A 16780-nucleotide genomic window follows, 5' to 3' on the forward strand; every position below is an offset into this window, starting at 1 on the left:
CACGTCACGCGTGCATAGTCGGCCGGTGACCCATCCACGTGCGGGCGTCCGGGACGGCGCCCGCGGACCGAGGGAGACGACGGTGTCAGCCCAGGCCACCAACGCCGCCGCGCCGCGCGGGAGCCGCCGCGACCGAACCCGCTACCTGTACCCGGCCGTCGTCCTGGCGGCCGTGGCCGGCGTCGTGGTGGGGCTGGCCGCCCCCGGCACCGGCGTGGACCTGCGGCCGCTGGGCACCGGCTTCGTGGACCTGATCACGATGATGATCTCGCCAGTGATCTTCTGCACGCTCGTGCTGGGCATCGGCTCGGTGCGCAACGCCGCGAAGGTCGGCCGGGTGGGCGGCCTCGCGCTCGGCTACTTCGTGGTCATGTCCTTCGTCGCGCTGGCGATCGGCCTGGCCGTCGGCAACATCCTGCACCCCGGCGACGGGCTGCACCTGACCGCCGCGCTCAAGGGCGCCGGGCACGCACAGGCGGCCAACGCCCCCGCCGAGGGCTGGGACTTCGTGCTGGGCATCATCCCCACCACCCTCGTCTCGGCCTTCACCGGCGGCGACGTGCTGCAGACGCTGCTGGTCGCGCTGCTCGTCGGCTTCGCCCTGCAGGCGATGGGGCGGGCCGGCGAACCGGTGCTGCGCGGCATCGGGCACCTGCAGAAGCTGGTCTTCAAGGTGCTGTCGATGATCATGTGGGCGGCGCCGATCGGCGCGTTCGGGGCGCTGGCCGCGGTGGTCGGCTCGGCCGGTGTGGACGCGCTCAAGGCGCTGGCCACGATCATGCTCGGCTTCTACACCACCTGCCTGATCTTCGTCCTGGTAGTGCTGGCCGCGCTGCTGTGGCTGTTCGCCCGGGTGAACCTCTACCGCCTGCTGCGCTACCTGGCGCGGGAGTTCCTGCTGATCGTCTCGACCTCCTCCTCGGAGTCCGCGCTGCCGCGACTGATCGCGAAGATGGAACACCTGGGGGTGAGCCGCCCGGTCGTCGGCATCACCGTGCCGACCGGCTACTCCTTCAACCTCGACGGCACGATGATCTACCTGACGATGGCCTCGCTGTTCATCGCCGACGCGCTGAACCGCCCGCTCGCCTTCGGGCAGCAGGTCTCGCTGCTGCTGTTCATGATGGTCGCCTCCAAGGGCGCGGCGGGCGTGTCCGGTTCGGGCCTGGCCTCGCTCGCCACCGGCCTGCAGTCGCACCAGCCGGCGCTGGTGGACGGCATCGGCCTGATCGTCGGCATCGACCGCTTCATGAGCGAGGCCCGCGCGGTGACCAACTTCGCGGGCAACGCGGTCGCCACGGTGCTGATCGGCACGTGGACGGGCGAGTTCGACCGGGCCAGGGCGCGGCAGGTCTTCGCCGGGGAGCTGCCCTTCGACGAAAGCGCGCTGGCCGAGGACCACGTGGCGGCGCCGGAGCCCGACTCCGCGCCGGAGGAAGCCCGTTCACCGAAGGGGGCGGCGGCCCCGCCCGTCACCGCCTGACCCCCAACACGGCCGGGCCCGCTCCTCCCCACCGGGCCCGGCCCCCTCGCCTCCGGGCCCGCCCCCCATCGGGCCCGGCCACCACCGCACACGGCGCCTGCGCCCGCGAGCCGCCGCTCCCGCGTCCGCGCCCTCGACGAAGCCCCCGCCATGCGTCCCGCCGACGCCCGTGCGGAACGCCCCTCCGCTTCGTCCCCGGCCCGTCCCCGGCCCGTCCCCGGCCCGCCGCGGCACCCGCGCCCTGGCTCCGTACAGCGACCGCCGGTCAGCGGACAGTCGTGGCCAAAAGCCGCGCCGAAAAAACCGCTCCCGCACGGATGAATGCCGCATATCCGGATAGGGGCCACAACAGGGACACGACTGAGCGGGGCGGGAGGACCATGGCCGCCGGGAACGACGGGAACGCCGAGAAGAAGGGCGGGCAGCGGCGTCCGTCGCGGAGGCGTTCGGCCGAGCAGCCGGGCGGCCAGGCGGAGCGCGCCCGGCCGGATCGGGCGGATCGGGCGGATCGGGCGGATCGGGCGGAGCCGTCGAAGGGGCTGTCCGCGGTCAAGGCGATGCGCGCCGCCGCGGGCCAGCTCGAGGAACTGCTCGGCCGGACCCCGGACGCCGTCTCGGCCGTGCACAGGACCGACGACGGCTGGCAGGCCGACGTCGAGGTCCTGGAGCTGGAGCGGGTGCCGGAGACGACGAGCGTGATGGCCAGCTACCGCGTCACCCTCGACGAGGACGGCGAGCTCCAGGGCTACGAGCAGGTCCGCCGCTACAGCAGGGGGCAGATCGACCGGCGGGCCTGACCTCCGCGACCGCGCAGACGGGCCCGGGCACGCGCAGACAGGCCCAGACGGGCAGAACACGCAGCAGACCTCGGGGGCGCTCCGACGGCGCCGGGCCCCCAGGAAGGAAGGCGCCATGACCGTGGTACCGCAAGGCGGCGGACAGCCACCCGCACCGGGCGGTTCGTCCGGCAATCTCTACGACGTCCTGGAGCTGATCCTGGACCGCGGACTGGTCATCGACGCCTTCGTCCGCGTGTCCCTGGTGGGCATCGAGATCCTGAAGATCGACGCACGCGTCGTGGTGGCGAGCGTGGACACCTACCTGCGGTTCGCCGAGGCGTGCAACCGGCTGGATCTGGAGGCGGACGGCAAGCAGCCCGCCAAGCTCCCCGACATGGTCGGAGAGGTGACGGAGGGCGGCGCCGAAGGCAAGAGCAAGGGGGCCATCTCCGGCGCGGTGGAGGCGGTCGCCGACTCCGTGCAGGGGCGGCGGGGCGGGGACGAGGAGCGCGAGGAGGAGAGCGAGCGGTCCCACCGCAAGGGCACCTCGCGCCGCACGTCCTCCCGCCGCCGTGAGGAGTGACCGATGACCGTCTACGTCTACGCGATCACCGACGCCGGGCACCCGCTGCGGCTGGACGACCTGGTCGGCGTGGGGGACCCGCCGTCCACGCTGCGGACGGTGGCCGGCGGCGGCCTCGCCGCGGTCGTCAGCGACGCGCCCGAGGGGCTGCGCCCCAAACGCCGCGACCTCGCCGCGCACCAGGGCGTCCAGGAGCGGCTGATGTCCGACGGGGCCGTGCTCCCCCTGCAGTTCGGCCTGACCGCCGAGGACGACGACGCCGTCGTACGGGTCCTCGAAGAGCAGGCGCCGGCGTACCGCCGGCGGCTGGAGGCGCTGGAGGGCGCCGCGGAGTACCACCTGAAGTCCGCATGGGACGAGGACGCGCTGCTGCGCGAGATCCTGCGGGAGTCCCCGCAGGCCCGCAGCCTCAACGAGGAGATCAGGGGCGGCAACCCCGATCCCCAACTGCCCATGGCGCTGGGCGAGTCGATCGCGCAGGAGGTGCAGGCGCGGCAGGAGGCGCTGGCGGCCCGGGTGGTCGAGCGGCTGCGGGCGCACGCGCGCGAGGAGCGCTCCTCGGCGCCGACCGGCGAGGACTTCCTGAACGTGTCGTTCCTGGTCGACAGCGGCGAGCGCGAGCAGTTCGTCACCGAGCTGCGGCAACTCGCCGACGAACTCGGCCAGGACGTCGAGCTCCGGCTGCGCGGCCCGCTGCCGGCCTACAGCTTCGTGTGAGGAGGCGCCATGGGACTGTTCACCCAGATCGTCACCCTCCCGCTGGCCCCCGTGCGCGGCGTCACCTGGGTGGTGGCGCGCGTCGAGGAGGCGGCGGAGGAGGAGTTCTACGATCCCGCGCCCGTGCAGCGGGAGTTGGCCGCGCTCGAACAGGCGCTGCTGGACGGGCGCATCGGCGAGGAGGAGTTCGACCGGCGCGAGGACGAGCTGCTCGACCGCCTGGAGGAGATCCGTGCCCGCGGCGCCTCGGCACCGCCGGAGTCGGCGGAGGGCGGCCCGAGTTCGTAGCGCCCCGGCCCGACTCCCGTACGCGGGCGTGAAGAAGCACCCCCGAAGCCACCGCGGAACAAGGAGAAGCGAGGTGGAGAGCCGTGACCCAGTCCCCGGCCGAGCGGTTCGACTCGGTCCCGTCGCGGGCCACGCCCGCGTACGGGCAGGGGTCTTCGGCCAATCTCGCCGACATCCTGGAGCGCGTGCTCGACAAGGGCATCGTCATCGCCGGCGACATCCAGATCAACCTGCTCGACATCGAACTGCTCACCATCAAGCTGCGCCTGCTGGTCGCCTCGGTCGACAAGGCGAAGGAGATGGGTATCGACTGGTGGGAGCACGACCCCTCGCTGTCCTCGCGCGCCCGCGAGGACCGTTCCCGTGACGACCGCGCCCTTGCCGACGAGAACCGGCGCCTGCGCGAGGAGATCGCCGCCCTGCGCGAGAACGCCGCCCTGCCCTCGGGTGAGGAGCCCGTCGAGGCGGAGGTGATCGAGGAGGCGCGGCAGCCGGAGGCGTCGGCCGAGGAGGGCGAAGAAGCGGAGGTGGGCGAGGAAGCCGACGCGGCCGAGGCGGCCGCGCAAGAGCCGGAGGAGGACGGCGGGCGCGCCCGGACCGGGCGGTCCGCGCGCACGGCCCGCCCGGGCGCCGCCCGTACCAGCCGTTCCCGCCGGTCCGACAGCCCGGGCGGCTCCGGCACGTCGAGGGCTTCCAGGACGTCGAGGACGTCGAGGACGTCGGACAAGGGCAGGCGGCGATGAACGGCACCCTGGCGTACGTCTACGCGGTCGCGCGCGACCTGCCGGCCCTGGCCGCCTCGGTCGCGGACCTGCCCGGCGTGTCCGGCGGTCCCGTACGGCTGGTGCGGGCGGAGCCCGGGGACGATGTGGCCGCTCTGGTGAGCGATGTCACCGCAGCGGACTTCGCCGAGGAGCCGCTCAAGCGGCACATGGAGGATCTGGACTGGCTGGAGACGGTGGCCAGGGCGCACCACGGCGTGGTCGAGGCGGCCGCGCAGGGCACCACCGTCCTGCCGCTGCGGCTGGCGACCGTGTACCTGGACGACGACCGGGTCCGCGCCATGCTCGCCGCCCACCGCCGCGCCTTCGCCGATCGCCTCGACCGGCTGGCGCGGCACACCGAGTGGGGCGTCAAGCTCTATGTCGAGGCGCCGGCGCGGGAGGAGCAGCAGCCCGCGGCGGCGGCCGGCACCGGGCGGGACTACCTGCGGATGCGGCGGGCGCAACGCGGCTCGCGCGAGGACGCCTACCGCGCGGCGCAGGGCGCGGCGGCCCGGGTGGAGGAGGCGGCCCGCGGCCACGCCGTGGACCGGGTGCGGCACCGTCCCCAGCAGGGCACCCTCGCCCGGGGGCCGGGCGAGAACATCGTCAACGACGCCTATCTCGTGCCCCAGCGGGAGGCGGAGGCGTTCCGCGAGGACGTCACGCGAGCCGTGGCCGCGCAAGGCGTCCGGGTGGAGATCACCGGCCCGTGGGTGCCGTACTCCTTCGCCGCGCCGCCCTCCGAGGAGCCGCGGCAGGCGCCGGACGGGACGACGGGCCCGTGAGCGCACCGAATGGGCCGCTGCCCGCGGACCGGGGCGACCGGGACCCGCTGCCCCAGCGGCAGGCCGCCCTGATCGACCTGCTCGACCGGCTGCTCGGCGGCGGCGCCGTCATCACCGGCGATGTCGTGCTGTCCATCGCGGACATCGACCTCGTCCGGGTGTCGCTGCGGGCCCTGATCATCGCCATCAGCGAGCAGAACCCGTCGCCCTGGGGTGCCGCGCCCGCCGCACGGGGAGACCGCCATGACGGATGACGGCCGCGAGGCGCGCCGGGAGCGAGGCGGCCGCGGGCCCGGCCAGGAGCGCGACGGCCGCGGGCCTGGCCCGGAGCAGCCCCCCGAGCCCCGAGGCGGCGCAGCCGACCCAGCCGAGCGGTGGAACGAGCTCGCCGACGCCGCCGACCGGGCGTTCCGGCTGCTTCCCGCCCCGCCGGAGGACGACTCCGCCAAGGGGCGCCCCGACCGCCCGGCCCGCAGGGTCGTCGCCGATCCGGACACGGTGGAACGCGACCTCGTACGGCTCGTCCTCACCCTCGTCGAGCTGCTGCGCCAGCTCATGGAGCGCCAGGCGCTGCGGCGGGTGGACGCCGGGGACCTCAGCGAGGAGCAGGAGGAGCGGCTGGGCACCACGCTGATGCTGCTGCACGACCGGATGACGACGCTCTGCGCGCGCTACGACCTGACGATGGAGGACCTGAATCTGGACCTCGGCCCGCTGGGACCGCTGCTGCCACCGGAGCCGTGAGGCCCGGGGCCGGAGCGGTCCGTACGCGGGGCAGTCCGGGTCGTACCCGGGTGATACGGCCCGGAGCGGTTCGTACGTCGGAGGGCGCCGGCCGTACACGGGCGGTGCGAGCCGGAGCGTAAGGATGCGGCCCGGAACGGAGGCACTGGGCGCGGGCCGTCACTCCGGCCACGGCGAGTCCTCGATCACCTCCACGAAGTCGCCGCGGCGGAAGCCGGGGACGAAGTGGGCGAGCACGTCGGCCTTGACGTTGCCGAAGGTGGTGTCCGGGCGGTCCTTGATGCCCTCGGTGAAGGCCGCGAGGATCTGCTTCTTGAAGTCCGGGCGCGGGTGGGCCGCGACCACGGCCGCACGCTGCCCGTCGGTGACCGCGTCGTAGCCGATGCCGAGGACGTCCAGCTCGACGCCGCGGGTGACCAGGGCGACCTCGGGCGCCATGTGCAGCGGGATCTGCGGGGTGGTGTGCAGCGCGATGCCGGTCCAGACCCGGTCGGCCGGCTCGCCGGTGACGCCGTGGGCGTGCAGGAAACGGCGGGCCTCGTCGGCGCCGTCGATCTCGAACCGCTGGTCGGTGCGGCGGAAGCGGGCGGTCAGTCCCAGGTCGTGGAACATCGCGCCCACGTAGAGCAGTTCGGGGTCGAAGGCGAGGCCCTGCTCGGCGCCGCGCAGCGCGCCCCACAGGAAGACCCGCCGGGAGTGGTGGAACAGCAGCGGCGGCGCGGCCTCGCGGACCAGTTCCGTCGCCTCGCGCGCCAGGGCGCTGTCGGGGATGCGCACCCCGCCGATCTGCTCGCTCATCGCTGACTTCTCCTCCTCCGTGACCGGCGGCCGCCCCGTGCGGCCGCCACTTCCCAGCCTCCAGTGGCGGCGTACGCTGGGCCATGTCCCTGCTGCCAGGAAAACCACGGATTCGGACATGACCCATCGGGTGGGCTTTGTGGTCTTCGACGGGGTGACCATGCTCGATGTGAGCGGCCCTTCGGAGGTGCTCCACCAGGCCGGCCGCCTCGCGCCGCCGTACGAGCTGGTGCTCGTCTCCCCCGGCGGCGGCACCGTCGCCACGTCGACGGGGCTCACGCTCGCGGACACGGTGCCGGCGGCGCGGGCGGGCGCGTTCGACACGGTCGTGGTGGCCGGCGGCGACCGGCTCGCCGAGCAGCCGATCGAGCAGGACCTGCCGGCCGCGGTGCGCGCGCTCGCCGCGGGGGCGCCGCGGGTGGCCTCGGTGTGCACGGGCGCCTTCGTCCTCGCCGAGGCGGGCTTGCTCGACGGGCGCCGCGCCACGACGCACTGGCGGCGCGCCGCGGACCTCGCCCGCCGCTTCCCGCGGGTGCGCGTCGAGCCCGACGCGATCCACGTCCGCGACGGCCGCTATGTCACCTCGGCGGGCATCAGCGCGGGCATCGATCTCGCGCTGGCGCTGGTGGAGGACGACCACGGCGCCGGTGTGGCCCGGGAGGTCGCCCGCGAACTCGTCGTCTTCCTGCAACGCCCGGGCGGGCAGTCGCAGTTCTCCACCGCGCTCGCCACCCCGCCGGCCCGCGGCGATCTGCTGCGCACGCTGGTCGCCGCCGTCCTCGCCGACCCGGCCGCCGACCACAGCCTGCCCGCCATGGCCGCGGCGGCCGCCGTCAGCCCCCGGCACCTGGCCCGCCTCTTCCGCGCCGAACTCGGCACGACGCCCGCCCGCTGGGTCGAACGCGTCCGCCTCGACCGCGCCCAGCAGCTCCTGCTGGACGGCCACAGCGTCACGTCCGCCGCGGAGTTGAGCGGTCTCGGCAGCGACGAGACGCTGCGCCGCGCCTTCGCCCGCCACCTGGGCACGACTCCGACGCACTACCGCAGGCGCTTCGCGACGACCCGGCCGTAACATGGGGATGTCGGCGAACTCGGCTCCGCCGGCAGGGGGGTTGGGCAATCATGGCCGCAGTGCGGGGACTTCGGTCCGCGGAGATCCTCTACGTCCTCGCGGTGGCGTGCCTCGCCGCTGTCGGTGCGGCCCGCGGCACCCCGGCCCCTTATGTCGCGGCGATCCTCCTCACCCTGCCCTGCGGCCTGCCCGCCACGGTCGCCGTCTACGGCGGCTACGCCGCCCTCAAGGGCGTGGGCTCGCTGTTCGCCGCGGCCACCTACCCGAACGGCGACGACGCCCCCTGGCTGACGGCCGCCAGCAGCACGCTGAACGTCACGGTGCTGACCGCGGCGGCAGTGGCGAACGTCCTCCTCCTGGAGCGCGCCCGCCGCAACCACACGCGCACCGCGGGCCGTTGACCAACTCCGCCGGTGAGGGGCCTGTTTCACGCGCCCGGCGGGAAGTCGGCACCCCTCGATGCGGCCTCGTGGTCGCGCAACTCGGCGAGGACGCCCTCCAGTTGGGCCGTGGCCGCTTCGTAGGCCGCCGCGCCCAGGACGAGGCGGTGGGGCGGGGGGTCCTGGGCCATCGCCTGCAGGACGGCCTGCACGCCGCGGCGGGGGTCGCCGGGCTGGCGGCCGTCCTGGGCGATCATGGCCGTGCGGACGGACTCCACGAAGGGCACGTACGCGTCGGTGGTCTCCGTCACCTTCTCGTCGGCGAAGCCCGCGTACGCGCGGGTGCGGAAGGCGCCTGGCTCCACGGTGAGGACCCGGATGCCGAAGGGCGCGACCTCCTCGCGCAGCGCCTCGGTCAGCCCTTCGAGAGCGAACTTCGCCGCGCTGTAGGCCCCGAAGCCCGGCACGCCCCGCAGCCCGGCGAGCGAGGACATCGTCACCACCCACCCGCTCCCCCGCGCCCGCATCCCGGGCAGCACCGCCCGCAGCACCTCGGCCACGGCGAAGAAGTTCAGCTCGAGCGAGCGCCGCACATCGGCCTCCGGCATGCCCTCCACCGAGCCGTACCAGCCGCGCCCGGCGTTGTTGACCAGGACGTCGATGCCCCCGAAGCGCTCCTCGGCGGCGCGGACGGCGTCGTGGACCTGCGCCGCGACGGTGACGTCGAGCGGCAGCACGAGCACGCGGTCGCCGTACGGCCGCGCCCAGTCGGCGAGCAGCTGCGGGCGGCGGGCGGTCACTGCGACGGTGTCGCCGCGTTCCAGCGCGGCCTCGGCGTACGCGATCCCGAAGCCGCCGGGCGTGCCGCCGGTGATGAACCAGGTGGTCATGGTGTGTCCTCGTCGATTGCTGGAAGGCGCGCGGGCCCGGTCAGGGGGCGATGACCAGGCTGGCGATGCGGTCCTGGTCGAGGGTGAAGCGGAATCGCAGGTCGACGGTGCCGCCGGGGAAGTCGCCTTCGAGGTGCTGGACGACGGTGTAGCGGTCCGGTCCGTCGTAGGCGGCGCCCACGAGGGTGGTGGTGTACGTGTACGCGGAGGCGGCGCGGGTCAGCCATTCGGCGACGGCGGGGACGCCCCGGTGGGTGCGGCCCTCGTCGGTGACGGTGGCCTCCGGCGTCAGTTCGGCCGTGGCCGCCTGGGCGTCGTGCGCGTTGTGGGCGCGCAGGTAGCGCCGGATGGTGCCGGGGAGGTCGGCGACGGGAAGGGGGGTGCCGGTGTCGGTCATGGGGTCCTCGAAGGTGCGGGCGTTGCCGCTGAATCGTTACTGCTAAAATAGAACCTAGTCACTTTCACTTTAGCAGCAACTCGGGAGGGTGCCATGGCGAGCCGGATCAGGCTGGAGGACCGCGAGTGCCCGCTGTCCACGACGGCCCAGCACGTCGGCGAGTGGTGGACGCTGCTGCTCCTGCACGACGCCTTCGACGGCTACACCCGCTTCGACCAGTTCCAGCAGAGCCTGGGCATATCCACGAGCATGCTCACCGCGCGGCTGAAGACGCTCGTCGCCGACGGGCTGCTGGAGCGGCGCCCCTACCGGACCAACCCGGTCCGCCACGAGTACGTCCTCACCGAGCGCGGGCGCTCCCTGCGCCCCGTGATCGTCGCGCTGGCCGCCTGGGGCAACCGCCATCTCGCCCCGGAGGAGCGCTCGATGGTCCTCGTGGACGCGGCCACCGGCGAGGAGGTCGAGCCGGTGGTGGTCGACGCCCGCACCGGCCGCCCGCTGGACGACCCCGACGCCTTCGTCTTCACCCCGGGCCCCGCGGCCAGCGAGGCCATGCGCACCCGCTACGAGGATCTCGGCCGTGTGCCGGAGGCGCCGCTGCCCGCCTGAGCCGTACCTGCCTGAGCCGTACCCGATGGCCGACGGGCCCGCCCCGAAGGGCGTGTCGGACAGGGCGCCTCAGACGCCCTTCAGGACGCGGTCGAGTGCCGCCCGGCCCACAGGGCCCCAGTGCGGCTTGCCGCCGGGCAGGCCCCGGTCCCCGTTCTGCCCCATGAGCATCAGGAAGAGGCTCTTCATGGCGGCCAGCCCGCGGGCGCGCCGGACCGCCGCCTCATCGGCCTCCGCGTACGCGTCGAAGAACCCCGCGGCCGCGCCCGCGGGCAGCAGCACCCACGCGGCGGCCAGGTCCCACGCCGGATCGCCGGCGGACAGGTCGCCGAAGTCGACGACGCCGGCGAGCGTGCCATCCGCGACGACGACGTTGGCGGGGTGCAGGTCGCCGTGCACCCACACCGGCGGGCCCTGCCTCTGCGGGGCCGCGGCGGCATCGGCCCAGACGGCCCGGATCTCGTCGGCGTCGTCGGGGGCGACAGCCTGCAGGAACTCCTCGAACCCGGCCGTGCAGTCCCGGGGATGGGCGCCGTGGTTCCTGGTGACGGGGGCGTCGGCCGACGCCTCGACGTGCAGCGCCCGGAGGAAGCCCGCGAGCGTTTCGGCCGCGTGGGCGCCGCGGCTGATCGAGCCGTGGTCCAGCGGCTCGCCGGGAACCCAGGTCATCACCGTCCAGTGCTTGGGGAAGCGCGCGGACGGTTCGCCGAACCGCACCGGCACCGGAACGGGCAGCGGCAGGCGCGGCGCCACCACGGGCAGCCACCGCCGCTCGTTGAGCTGGAGTTCGGGTGTGGGGTCCATGCGCTGCATCCGCACGGCCAACTCGTCCCCGAGCCGCCACATCTGGTTCCCCCAGCCGCCCGCGACCTCCCGCACGTCCAGCCCCGCCAGGTCCGGATGCTGCTCGCGCAGCAGCTCCCGGACCAGCTCCGCAGTGACCTCAACTCCAGTACCGGTCATGCGAACCGACCCTACCGATTCGGCCGGGGCCGTCGGTTCAAAAGGCGCCGGGGCGATGGGCGACGCCCTCTCTAGGGGGTTGAGCCTCAGGCAGGGCCGGTCCGCCCGTTCCCTCACGGCCGTTCGGCCCAGGCCCGCTCCAACTCGGCACGGAAGGAGGCAGGCTGACGGCCGATCAGTTCGGCCAGCGTCGGGGCCACCGCGGTGAACTCGGCGTTGCGCGCCGCGGCGAAGATGCTCAGCATCAGGTCGGCGATCGGGGCCGGGGCGCCGTGTGCCAGGGCCTGTTCGCGGAAGTCGCCGTCGGGGACGACGGTGCGGGTGAAGGGCCGTCCGGTGGCCTCGGTCGCGATCTCGGCGACGGCGGCGAAGTCGAGCGCGGCCGGGCCGGTGAGCGGCGGGGTGGGGCCGTCGAAGCGGGCCTCCCCGGCGAGGATTGCCGCGGTGGCCTCGGCGAGGTCGTCGTGGCCGGTCCAGGCGACGGGGCCGTCCGCGGGCAGGGCGATGGCGCCGCTGCGGCGGGCGGGCTCCAGGAACTGCAGGGCGCTGGAGGCGTAGAAGCCGTTGCGCAGCGCGGTCCAGGGCAGGCCGCAGGCGCGCAGCAGGTCCTCGGTCCCGGCGTGGTCCCGGCACGCCTGGAAGCGGGAGTCGTGGGCGGCGCCCATCTGGCTGGTGTAGAGGATGCGGCCGACGCCGGCCCGCGCGGCGGCGTCGATGGCGGCGCGGTGCCCGCTGACGCACTGCTCGCCCACGCGGTCGAGGGAGACGAGGAGCAGCTGCTCGGCACCCTCGAAGGAGTGCGCGAGCGAGGCGGGGTCGTCGAAGCTGCCCTGCCGGACGCGGACGCCGCGGTCGGCGAGGTTCTCGGCCTTGCGGGGGTCACGGACGCTGACGCCGACCCGGGCCGCGGGGACGCGCTCCAGCAGGCGGTCCACGACACGGCGGCCGAGCTTTCCGGTGGCTCCGGTGACGATGATCACTGGCTTCTCCCTGAGATGTTTCCGGTGGAATCACTTCTACGATAACACTGGAATTATCAGCGGAAGCACATCACCGGTACCATCGGTTCATGACCACGCGCGACCCAGCCGGCAGCCCCCGGCGCCGTATCGTCGAGGCCGCCGTCGAGCTGCTGGAGAGCGGCGGCCCCGAGGCGGTGAGCACGCGCGCCGTCGCGGCCGCGGCCGGGATGCAGCCGCCGGCGATCTACCGCCTCTTCGGCGACAAGGACGGACTCCTCGACGCCGTCGCCGAGCACGGCTACGCGCAGTTCCTGGAGCGCAAGCGCGCGCAGCTCGACCCCGATCCGCAGGACCCGGTGGAGGAGTTGCGCCGCGGCTGGGACCTGGTGGTCGAGTTCGGGGTGTCCCGCCCCGAGCTGTTCGCGGTGATGAACCGGGCCGCCGGCAAGGGATCGGACGCGGCGCACCGCGCGGGCCTGGAGATCCTCCACGGGCGGGTGCGCCGGCTGGCGGCCGGGGGGTGGCTGCGGGTGGACGAGGAGCTGGCCGCCCAGATCATCCAGGCGACCGGCCAGGGCGCGGTCATCACCTGGCACTCCACCCCCGCGGAGCGCCGCGACCCGGCGCTGCTGACGGTCCTGCGCGAGGCGATGATCGCAGCCGTCACCCGCGCCGAGCCGGTGGTCCCCGCCGCCGAAGCCGGCCCCGCGGCAGCCGCCCGCGCCCTGCGCGCCGCCCTCCCCGCCCGCCCCGGCATCCTGACCGACGCCGAACAGCACCTCCTCCACGAATGGCTCACCCGCCTCTCCACAGACCCGGGTGTCCCCCACAGCTGACGGTGCGTCAACCACCTTCGTGGGTTCCTCAAGATGGAGGCCGCTGGACGCCCGACCGCGCACGGCGGCGTAGCGGGTGCCACGTGGACTTCGACGTGGAGACGGCCGGCGGTGCCGCGGGTCCCTTCACCGTCGCCGGCGCCTACGTCCTGCGGGTAGCGGATCCGCGTATGCTCCACGCCGGCATGCGGGCGCACAGATGGGCAGGGCTGACAATGTCGTTCGCCGCAATGACGCTGATACTCCAGACCTTCGCGCTGGTCTTCGCGGCGCTGGGGGTCTTCGGCATGTTCACCAGGCGCAAGCCTCCGGCGTTGCCCACCCGCGCCGCGCCGGCGGCCACCGTGGTGGTGGCGGTCCGCCTATTGGTGTTCGCGGTCGCGGTGAGAGACGGCTGGGTTGACGTCCATCACTACCGAACTTGAACTTGTGATGTCGGTCGGCTCGTGGTGGCGGCGTCAGGGTGGGAAACCGCCGGATGCTGCCTGCTCGGGTTCAGGACGGTGGCTGCGGCGAGTGCCGCGCGGTAGCAAAGAGCGGCGTCTTACAACGCTGATCGTCACCTGGTGAGCGTGATGCCGCTGGAGTCGGCGCACAGGGCTGCGATCTCGGTGCCGTATGCCGCGTCCCGGGCGGCCGGGTGGAGATCGGCCGGCTGCTGGTGGTAGAAATATCCGCCCGTGACGTTGGCCGCGGGATCGTCGCTGACGGCCAGCCAGACCTGGGTTACAGGAGCCAAGGACAGGTCGTCGGGAGCACCCGGGCCTCCCATCTTGGTGGCGACCCAGCCTGGCTCCAGGGCATTGCTCCGCACGTCCGGCCACATGCGGGCAACGTGGAGCGCAAGGGCCGTCACCTGGAGCTTGCTATCGCTGTATGCCTGTATGCCGCTCCATGGCCGGGATCCCCCCTGGGAGTCCGTCAGGTCGGCTCGGCCACCGCGATGGAGTCCGGAGCCGACGTAGACCAGGCGGTCCGGGCGGGTCATCAACCCGGTCAATACGTACGGTGCCAGGACATTGACTGCGAAGTGCTGTTCCAGCCCGTCCTCGGTCACCACCGGCTTTGGCTTCGTGTACCCCACTCCAGCGTTGTGGATCACTGCGTCGAATCGGCCCAAGGCGTTCGCTCGCCGTGCGGCCTCGTGCATTCCGCCGAGAGTGGCAAGATCCCCGACGATGGCGGTCTCAGCCCCCGGAACCCGCCGCAATGCCGCCTCGGCCCGGCTCTCGTTCCGGGCGTGCAGGACGACCTTGTGCCCTTGCTCGACCAGGAGCTGTGCAGACATGGAACCGAGCCCGTCGGCAGCTCCGGTAACCAGTACGTGTGCCATGTCAGTTTCCCTTTCCTGAGTTGGCGTGCAGATTTGTCAGAGTCCACAGCAGGGCCGCGAGCAGCGTCGACGCCAGGCCGGCCAGGCACACGCCGCGCCAGCCGGCGTGGGACCACGCCACTGACGCAGCGGCGGAGCCCAGCGCGCCGCCGACGAAGTAAAAGGTCATGTAGATGCTGTTGACGCGGTTGCGGGCGGCCGGGTCCACCTCGTAGATGATCCGCTGGTTCAGCACATGCAGGCCCTGTACTCCGATGTCGAGAAGCAGCACGCCGATGATGAACCCGGCCAGGTTGCTGCCGCCGGACCACAGCACGGCAAACGCCGCGGCGATGACGGCAACGGCCGCGGCAGTGGGCAACGGACGGCCATGGTTGGTGATCCTGCCGGTGAGGTTCGCGGCCAGCGCTCCCGCAGCGCCCAGGAGCCCGAACAACCCGATGACGGCGGAGCCGTACCCGAACGGCTGCTCGCTCAGTCGCAGCGCCGCGGAGGACCAGAAAATGCTGAATGCGGCAAAGCCCAAAGCACCGTAGGCAGAGCGCACGCGGACCGCTGAACTCGCGCGGTAGATCCGGACTGTGGATCGCAGTACCTCCCCATAGCCTGTAGCAGTGGGGGGAGCCAGGTCGACGGTGCGCAATGCGCGCCGCAGGACGAGCACCACAAGGAGCATGAGAACGGCCGCCCCGAGGAAGATCGGACGCCAGCCGACCGCGGCGGTGATCGCACCGGAGACCGTCCGTGCCAGCAACATACCGGTCAGCAACCCACTGATCACGGTGGCCACGACCTGTCCTCGCTGCTCGTCCGTGGCCAGATGTGCCGCGGCGGGTACCAGCACCTGGGCGGCCACGTTCGCGACCCCCAGGATCGCGAAGGCCACGAGTGCCACGGTCATGTTCCAGGCGAGACCAGCCGTCGTCAGCGCGGCGGCGTCGAGGAGGAGGAGACCGGTCAGGAGGCTGCGACGGTCGAGCAAGTCACCCAGCGGGAGGATGAGTACCAGGCTGACGGCGAACCCGAGTTGGGTGACGGTGACCACGAGCCCAGCCGTGCCGGAGGACGCGTGCAACGCGTGAGCAAGGGTGTGGAGCAGCGGCTGGGCGTAATACAGGTTTGCCGCGATCGCGCCGGTGATGACCGCGAGCAGCAGGACCATGGGACGGGAAAGGCCGGCCCGGCCCCGGGGGAGGGGGAGGCGGGCCTCGCGCAGCGAGGCCGACTCAGTGGTGGACATGATGAAACTCCGTTGTGTGGGCAGGATGGAAGGGGACACCGACAGCCGTACGAGACCAAGCGCCGGACGGACGCCGCCGGCAGGGCCGGCCCCGCGGCTTCCGGATGAGACCGGGACTGTGCCACCGTCGACGGTGATCACTGACCCGGTACCGAACGGCTGGGCCATGCGGTACAGATACGTGCGCGCAGTGTCTTCGACCTCGCCCACACGGCCCACCGGCAACGACTTGCCGTCCTGGTCATGCATGCTGTCCCGACCGTGGGAATCCATCTGCGACCAGATGTCGCTGCGCACAAGTCCCCAGCTCGGCTACTGCGCGGTCGACGCTACGTTGCTGGCGCGAAGCCACGACCACCCATGCTCCTGCCGCTGCAGCTGCCTTCGCCACAGCCAAACCGATTTCGGCGGCCCCACCGACAACGACGACCTTTTGCCCGCCGATGCTCATCTCCCACTCCTCGGATGTCACTACCGCGACCGGGACTGGCCGCATGAACGTGTTTCCAGGGTCGGAGTTCCGGCTCAGGGTGTCCAAGACCCTTTCGGGCTCCTGTGATGCTCAGTCGGTATGACAGGCCCGCGTCGCGTGGAGTCTCCGGCGGATAACGGGTGATCTTGGCCGTGACCCCGTCCACCAGGGGCTTCACTCATCCGTCGGACCAACCGACCGCCTCACAAGGCACGTTGACAAAAGCTCATTCCGGAGCGCTTGGTCATTTGGCTGCCGTGTGGTTCGCTCGGTGGGTTGTGATCAGCAACCGGGCCAGTGCCGCCTACAGCACCAGTCCGGTGAGCGGGTACCGCAGCGACGGCCAGCGCGGACATGGCCGCGAAGGCGAACCGGTAAGGTCACCGTCGAGCAGGGCGGACATCGCGCCGCCGGAGAGCTCGGCAAAACGTACCCGCTTCGGGCTCCGTCCGAACGGCCCCCGACGATCGGCTTCATCCGTCACGTGCGGATGCTCGCCGACCGGCCCGGCGGGTGTCCACCGATTTCGCGGCGACCCCACAGCATCCCCTGCGAGGTCGGCCACGGACGCGACCGCGGCGCCGGCCGCCGCACTTCGCGCACCAACCGGGGGGCCAGCCGCCGCACCTTGCACGCATAACCGCGGGGCCACCCGCCCCACCTCGCAAAGTGTCCCCCTCGCACC

22 protein-coding genes are annotated in these 16780 nt (G+C 72.9%); 14 read left to right on the forward strand and 8 right to left on the reverse strand.

All coding sequences use genetic code 11. The features are described 5' to 3' along the window. Positions 1 to 82: 82 nt before the first annotated feature. The 9 genes from BLR33_RS27200 to BLR33_RS27240 all read left to right on the forward strand — a co-directional run bounded on the left by BLR33_RS27200 (position 83) and on the right by BLR33_RS27240 (position 6143). Entirely contained in the window at positions 83 to 1483 is a 1401-nt protein-coding gene (locus tag BLR33_RS27200; RefSeq protein ID WP_245771695.1) for a cation:dicarboxylate symporter family transporter, read from the forward strand. Between the two features lie 380 nt (positions 1484 to 1863). Further along, the gene (locus BLR33_RS27205) at positions 1864 to 2280 is read left to right on the forward strand and encodes a gas vesicle protein GvpO (RefSeq protein WP_093787270.1); all 417 of its coding nucleotides are present in this window, start codon (positions 1864 to 1866) and stop codon (positions 2278 to 2280) included. 115 nt (positions 2281 to 2395) lie between these two features. After that, a complete protein-coding gene (locus BLR33_RS27210; protein WP_093787271.1) occupies positions 2396 to 2845 on the forward strand; it encodes a gas vesicle structural protein GvpA in 450 nt (149 codons plus the stop codon). Between the two features lie 3 nt (positions 2846 to 2848). Next, positions 2849 to 3562 (forward strand): GvpL/GvpF family gas vesicle protein, encoded by a 714-nt coding sequence (locus BLR33_RS27215; protein ID WP_093787272.1) that lies wholly within the window; start codon positions 2849 to 2851, stop codon positions 3560 to 3562. Positions 3563 to 3571: 9 nt separating this feature from the next. After that, positions 3572 to 3850, forward strand: a complete 279-nt coding sequence (locus tag BLR33_RS27220; RefSeq protein ID WP_093787273.1) for a gas vesicle protein GvpG — start codon at positions 3572 to 3574, stop codon at positions 3848 to 3850. Between the two features lie 83 nt (positions 3851 to 3933). Next, positions 3934 to 4593 carry a gas vesicle protein gene (locus BLR33_RS37190; protein WP_093787274.1) on the forward strand — a complete coding sequence of 220 codons (660 nt, stop codon included), beginning with the start codon at positions 3934 to 3936 and terminating at the stop codon, positions 4591 to 4593. Then, on the forward strand, positions 4590 to 5399 hold the full coding sequence (locus BLR33_RS27230; RefSeq protein ID WP_093787275.1) for a GvpL/GvpF family gas vesicle protein: 810 nt from the start codon (positions 4590 to 4592) through the stop codon (positions 5397 to 5399). The genes BLR33_RS37190 and BLR33_RS27230 overlap by 4 nt, the downstream gene beginning before the upstream one ends. Beyond that, entirely contained in the window at positions 5396 to 5653 is a 258-nt protein-coding gene (locus BLR33_RS27235; RefSeq protein ID WP_245771696.1) for a gas vesicle protein, read from the forward strand. Before BLR33_RS27230 ends, BLR33_RS27235 begins: the two co-directional genes overlap by 4 nt. Further along, a complete protein-coding gene (locus BLR33_RS27240; RefSeq protein WP_093787276.1) occupies positions 5643 to 6143 on the forward strand; it encodes a gas vesicle protein K in 501 nt (166 codons plus the stop codon). The genes BLR33_RS27235 and BLR33_RS27240 overlap by 11 nt, the downstream gene beginning before the upstream one ends. 159 nt (positions 6144 to 6302) lie before the next feature. Here BLR33_RS27240 and BLR33_RS27245 read toward each other — a convergent pair whose 3' ends face one another. Continuing rightward, positions 6303 to 6941 carry an HD domain-containing protein gene (locus BLR33_RS27245; protein WP_093787277.1) on the reverse strand — a complete coding sequence of 213 codons (639 nt, stop codon included), beginning with the start codon at positions 6939 to 6941 and terminating at the stop codon, positions 6303 to 6305. A gap of 118 nt (positions 6942 to 7059) precedes the next feature. Between BLR33_RS27245 and BLR33_RS27250 the strand changes: the two genes are divergently transcribed. Together BLR33_RS27250 and BLR33_RS27255 are read left to right on the forward strand one after the other, a co-directional pair. Next, the gene (locus tag BLR33_RS27250; protein WP_093787278.1) at positions 7060 to 8013 is read left to right on the forward strand and encodes a GlxA family transcriptional regulator; all 954 of its coding nucleotides are present in this window, start codon (positions 7060 to 7062) and stop codon (positions 8011 to 8013) included. A gap of 50 nt (positions 8014 to 8063) precedes the next feature. Then, complete coding sequence (locus BLR33_RS27255; RefSeq protein ID WP_093787279.1) at positions 8064 to 8414, forward strand: hypothetical protein; 351 nt, start codon at positions 8064 to 8066, stop codon at positions 8412 to 8414. A 26-nt stretch (positions 8415 to 8440) separates the two neighbouring features. Here BLR33_RS27255 and BLR33_RS27260 read toward each other — a convergent pair whose 3' ends face one another. Together BLR33_RS27260 and BLR33_RS27265 are read right to left on the reverse strand one after the other, a co-directional pair. Continuing rightward, positions 8441 to 9283, reverse strand: a complete 843-nt coding sequence (locus BLR33_RS27260) for an SDR family NAD(P)-dependent oxidoreductase (RefSeq protein ID WP_093787280.1) — start codon at positions 9281 to 9283, stop codon at positions 8441 to 8443. A 40-nt stretch (positions 9284 to 9323) separates the two neighbouring features. Further along, positions 9324 to 9680 (reverse strand): nuclear transport factor 2 family protein, encoded by a 357-nt coding sequence (locus BLR33_RS27265; RefSeq protein WP_093787281.1) that lies wholly within the window; start codon positions 9678 to 9680, stop codon positions 9324 to 9326. Positions 9681 to 9773: 93 nt separating this feature from the next. On the opposite strand from BLR33_RS27265, the gene BLR33_RS27270 reads away from it, so the two are divergent. Continuing rightward, positions 9774 to 10289: a winged helix-turn-helix transcriptional regulator gene (locus BLR33_RS27270; protein WP_093787282.1), complete on the forward strand. Its 516-nt coding sequence runs from the start codon at positions 9774 to 9776 to the stop codon at positions 10287 to 10289. A 69-nt stretch (positions 10290 to 10358) separates the two neighbouring features. Here the strand turns inward: BLR33_RS27270 and BLR33_RS27275 are convergent, their stop codons facing one another. Beyond that, complete coding sequence (locus tag BLR33_RS27275) at positions 10359 to 11252, reverse strand: phosphotransferase (RefSeq protein WP_093787283.1); 894 nt, start codon at positions 11250 to 11252, stop codon at positions 10359 to 10361. A 113-nt stretch (positions 11253 to 11365) separates the two neighbouring features. Next, entirely contained in the window at positions 11366 to 12232 is an 867-nt protein-coding gene (locus BLR33_RS27280; RefSeq protein ID WP_093787284.1) for an SDR family oxidoreductase, read from the reverse strand. Positions 12233 to 12321: 89 nt separating this feature from the next. Here BLR33_RS27280 and BLR33_RS27285 point away from each other — a divergent pair, with 89 nt between their 5' ends. Both BLR33_RS27285 and BLR33_RS27290 read left to right on the forward strand, forming a co-directional pair. Next, complete coding sequence (locus tag BLR33_RS27285) at positions 12322 to 13050, forward strand: TetR/AcrR family transcriptional regulator (RefSeq protein WP_093787285.1); 729 nt, start codon at positions 12322 to 12324, stop codon at positions 13048 to 13050. 83 nt (positions 13051 to 13133) lie between these two features. Next, positions 13134 to 13475 carry a hypothetical protein gene (locus BLR33_RS27290; RefSeq protein WP_093787286.1) on the forward strand — a complete coding sequence of 114 codons (342 nt, stop codon included), beginning with the start codon at positions 13134 to 13136 and terminating at the stop codon, positions 13473 to 13475. Positions 13476 to 13609: 134 nt separating this feature from the next. Here BLR33_RS27290 and BLR33_RS27295 read toward each other — a convergent pair whose 3' ends face one another. The 3 genes from BLR33_RS27295 to BLR33_RS35335 all read right to left on the reverse strand — a co-directional run bounded on the left by BLR33_RS27295 (position 13610) and on the right by BLR33_RS35335 (position 16579). After that, entirely contained in the window at positions 13610 to 14383 is a 774-nt protein-coding gene (locus tag BLR33_RS27295) for an SDR family NAD(P)-dependent oxidoreductase (RefSeq protein ID WP_093787287.1), read from the reverse strand. A gap of 1 nt (position 14384) precedes the next feature. Next, complete coding sequence (locus BLR33_RS36365) at positions 14385 to 15920, reverse strand: MFS transporter (RefSeq protein ID WP_245771697.1); 1536 nt, start codon at positions 15918 to 15920, stop codon at positions 14385 to 14387. Positions 15921 to 16399: 479 nt separating this feature from the next. Next, on the reverse strand, positions 16400 to 16579 hold the full coding sequence (locus BLR33_RS35335; protein ID WP_176930529.1) for a hypothetical protein: 180 nt from the start codon (positions 16577 to 16579) through the stop codon (positions 16400 to 16402). Positions 16580 to 16780 lie beyond the last annotated feature (201 nt).

Origin of the sequence: Actinacidiphila guanduensis, from assembly GCF_900103985.1 — a bacterium.
In the GTDB taxonomy this organism is placed as follows: Bacteria; Actinomycetota; Actinomycetes; order Streptomycetales; family Streptomycetaceae; genus Actinacidiphila; species Actinacidiphila guanduensis.

Coding starts and splice junctions, on each gene's coding strand:
- BLR33_RS27275 (WP_093787283.1), bottom strand. CDS start 11,252: ATGACCGGTACTGGAGTTGAGGTCACTGCGGAGCTGGTCCGGGAGCTG.
- BLR33_RS27295 (WP_093787287.1), bottom strand. CDS start 14,383: ATGGCACACGTACTGGTTACCGGAGCTGCCGACGGGCTCGGTTCCATG.
- BLR33_RS27265 (WP_093787281.1), bottom strand. CDS start 9,680: ATGACCGACACCGGCACCCCCCTTCCCGTCGCCGACCTCCCCGGCACC.
- BLR33_RS27270 (WP_093787282.1), top strand. CDS start 9,774: ATGGCGAGCCGGATCAGGCTGGAGGACCGCGAGTGCCCGCTGTCCACG.
- BLR33_RS27240 (WP_093787276.1), top strand. CDS start 5,643: ATGACGGATGACGGCCGCGAGGCGCGCCGGGAGCGAGGCGGCCGCGGG.
- BLR33_RS27245 (WP_093787277.1), bottom strand. CDS start 6,941: ATGAGCGAGCAGATCGGCGGGGTGCGCATCCCCGACAGCGCCCTGGCG.
- BLR33_RS27230 (WP_093787275.1), top strand. CDS start 4,590: ATGAACGGCACCCTGGCGTACGTCTACGCGGTCGCGCGCGACCTGCCG.
- BLR33_RS27260 (WP_093787280.1), bottom strand. CDS start 9,283: ATGACCACCTGGTTCATCACCGGCGGCACGCCCGGCGGCTTCGGGATC.
- BLR33_RS27255 (WP_093787279.1), top strand. CDS start 8,064: ATGGCCGCAGTGCGGGGACTTCGGTCCGCGGAGATCCTCTACGTCCTC.
- BLR33_RS27250 (WP_093787278.1), top strand. CDS start 7,060: ATGACCCATCGGGTGGGCTTTGTGGTCTTCGACGGGGTGACCATGCTC.
- BLR33_RS27220 (WP_093787273.1), top strand. CDS start 3,572: ATGGGACTGTTCACCCAGATCGTCACCCTCCCGCTGGCCCCCGTGCGC.
- BLR33_RS27285 (WP_093787285.1), top strand. CDS start 12,322: ATGACCACGCGCGACCCAGCCGGCAGCCCCCGGCGCCGTATCGTCGAG.
- BLR33_RS27215 (WP_093787272.1), top strand. CDS start 2,849: ATGACCGTCTACGTCTACGCGATCACCGACGCCGGGCACCCGCTGCGG.
- BLR33_RS27210 (WP_093787271.1), top strand. CDS start 2,396: ATGACCGTGGTACCGCAAGGCGGCGGACAGCCACCCGCACCGGGCGGT.
- BLR33_RS27205 (WP_093787270.1), top strand. CDS start 1,864: ATGGCCGCCGGGAACGACGGGAACGCCGAGAAGAAGGGCGGGCAGCGG.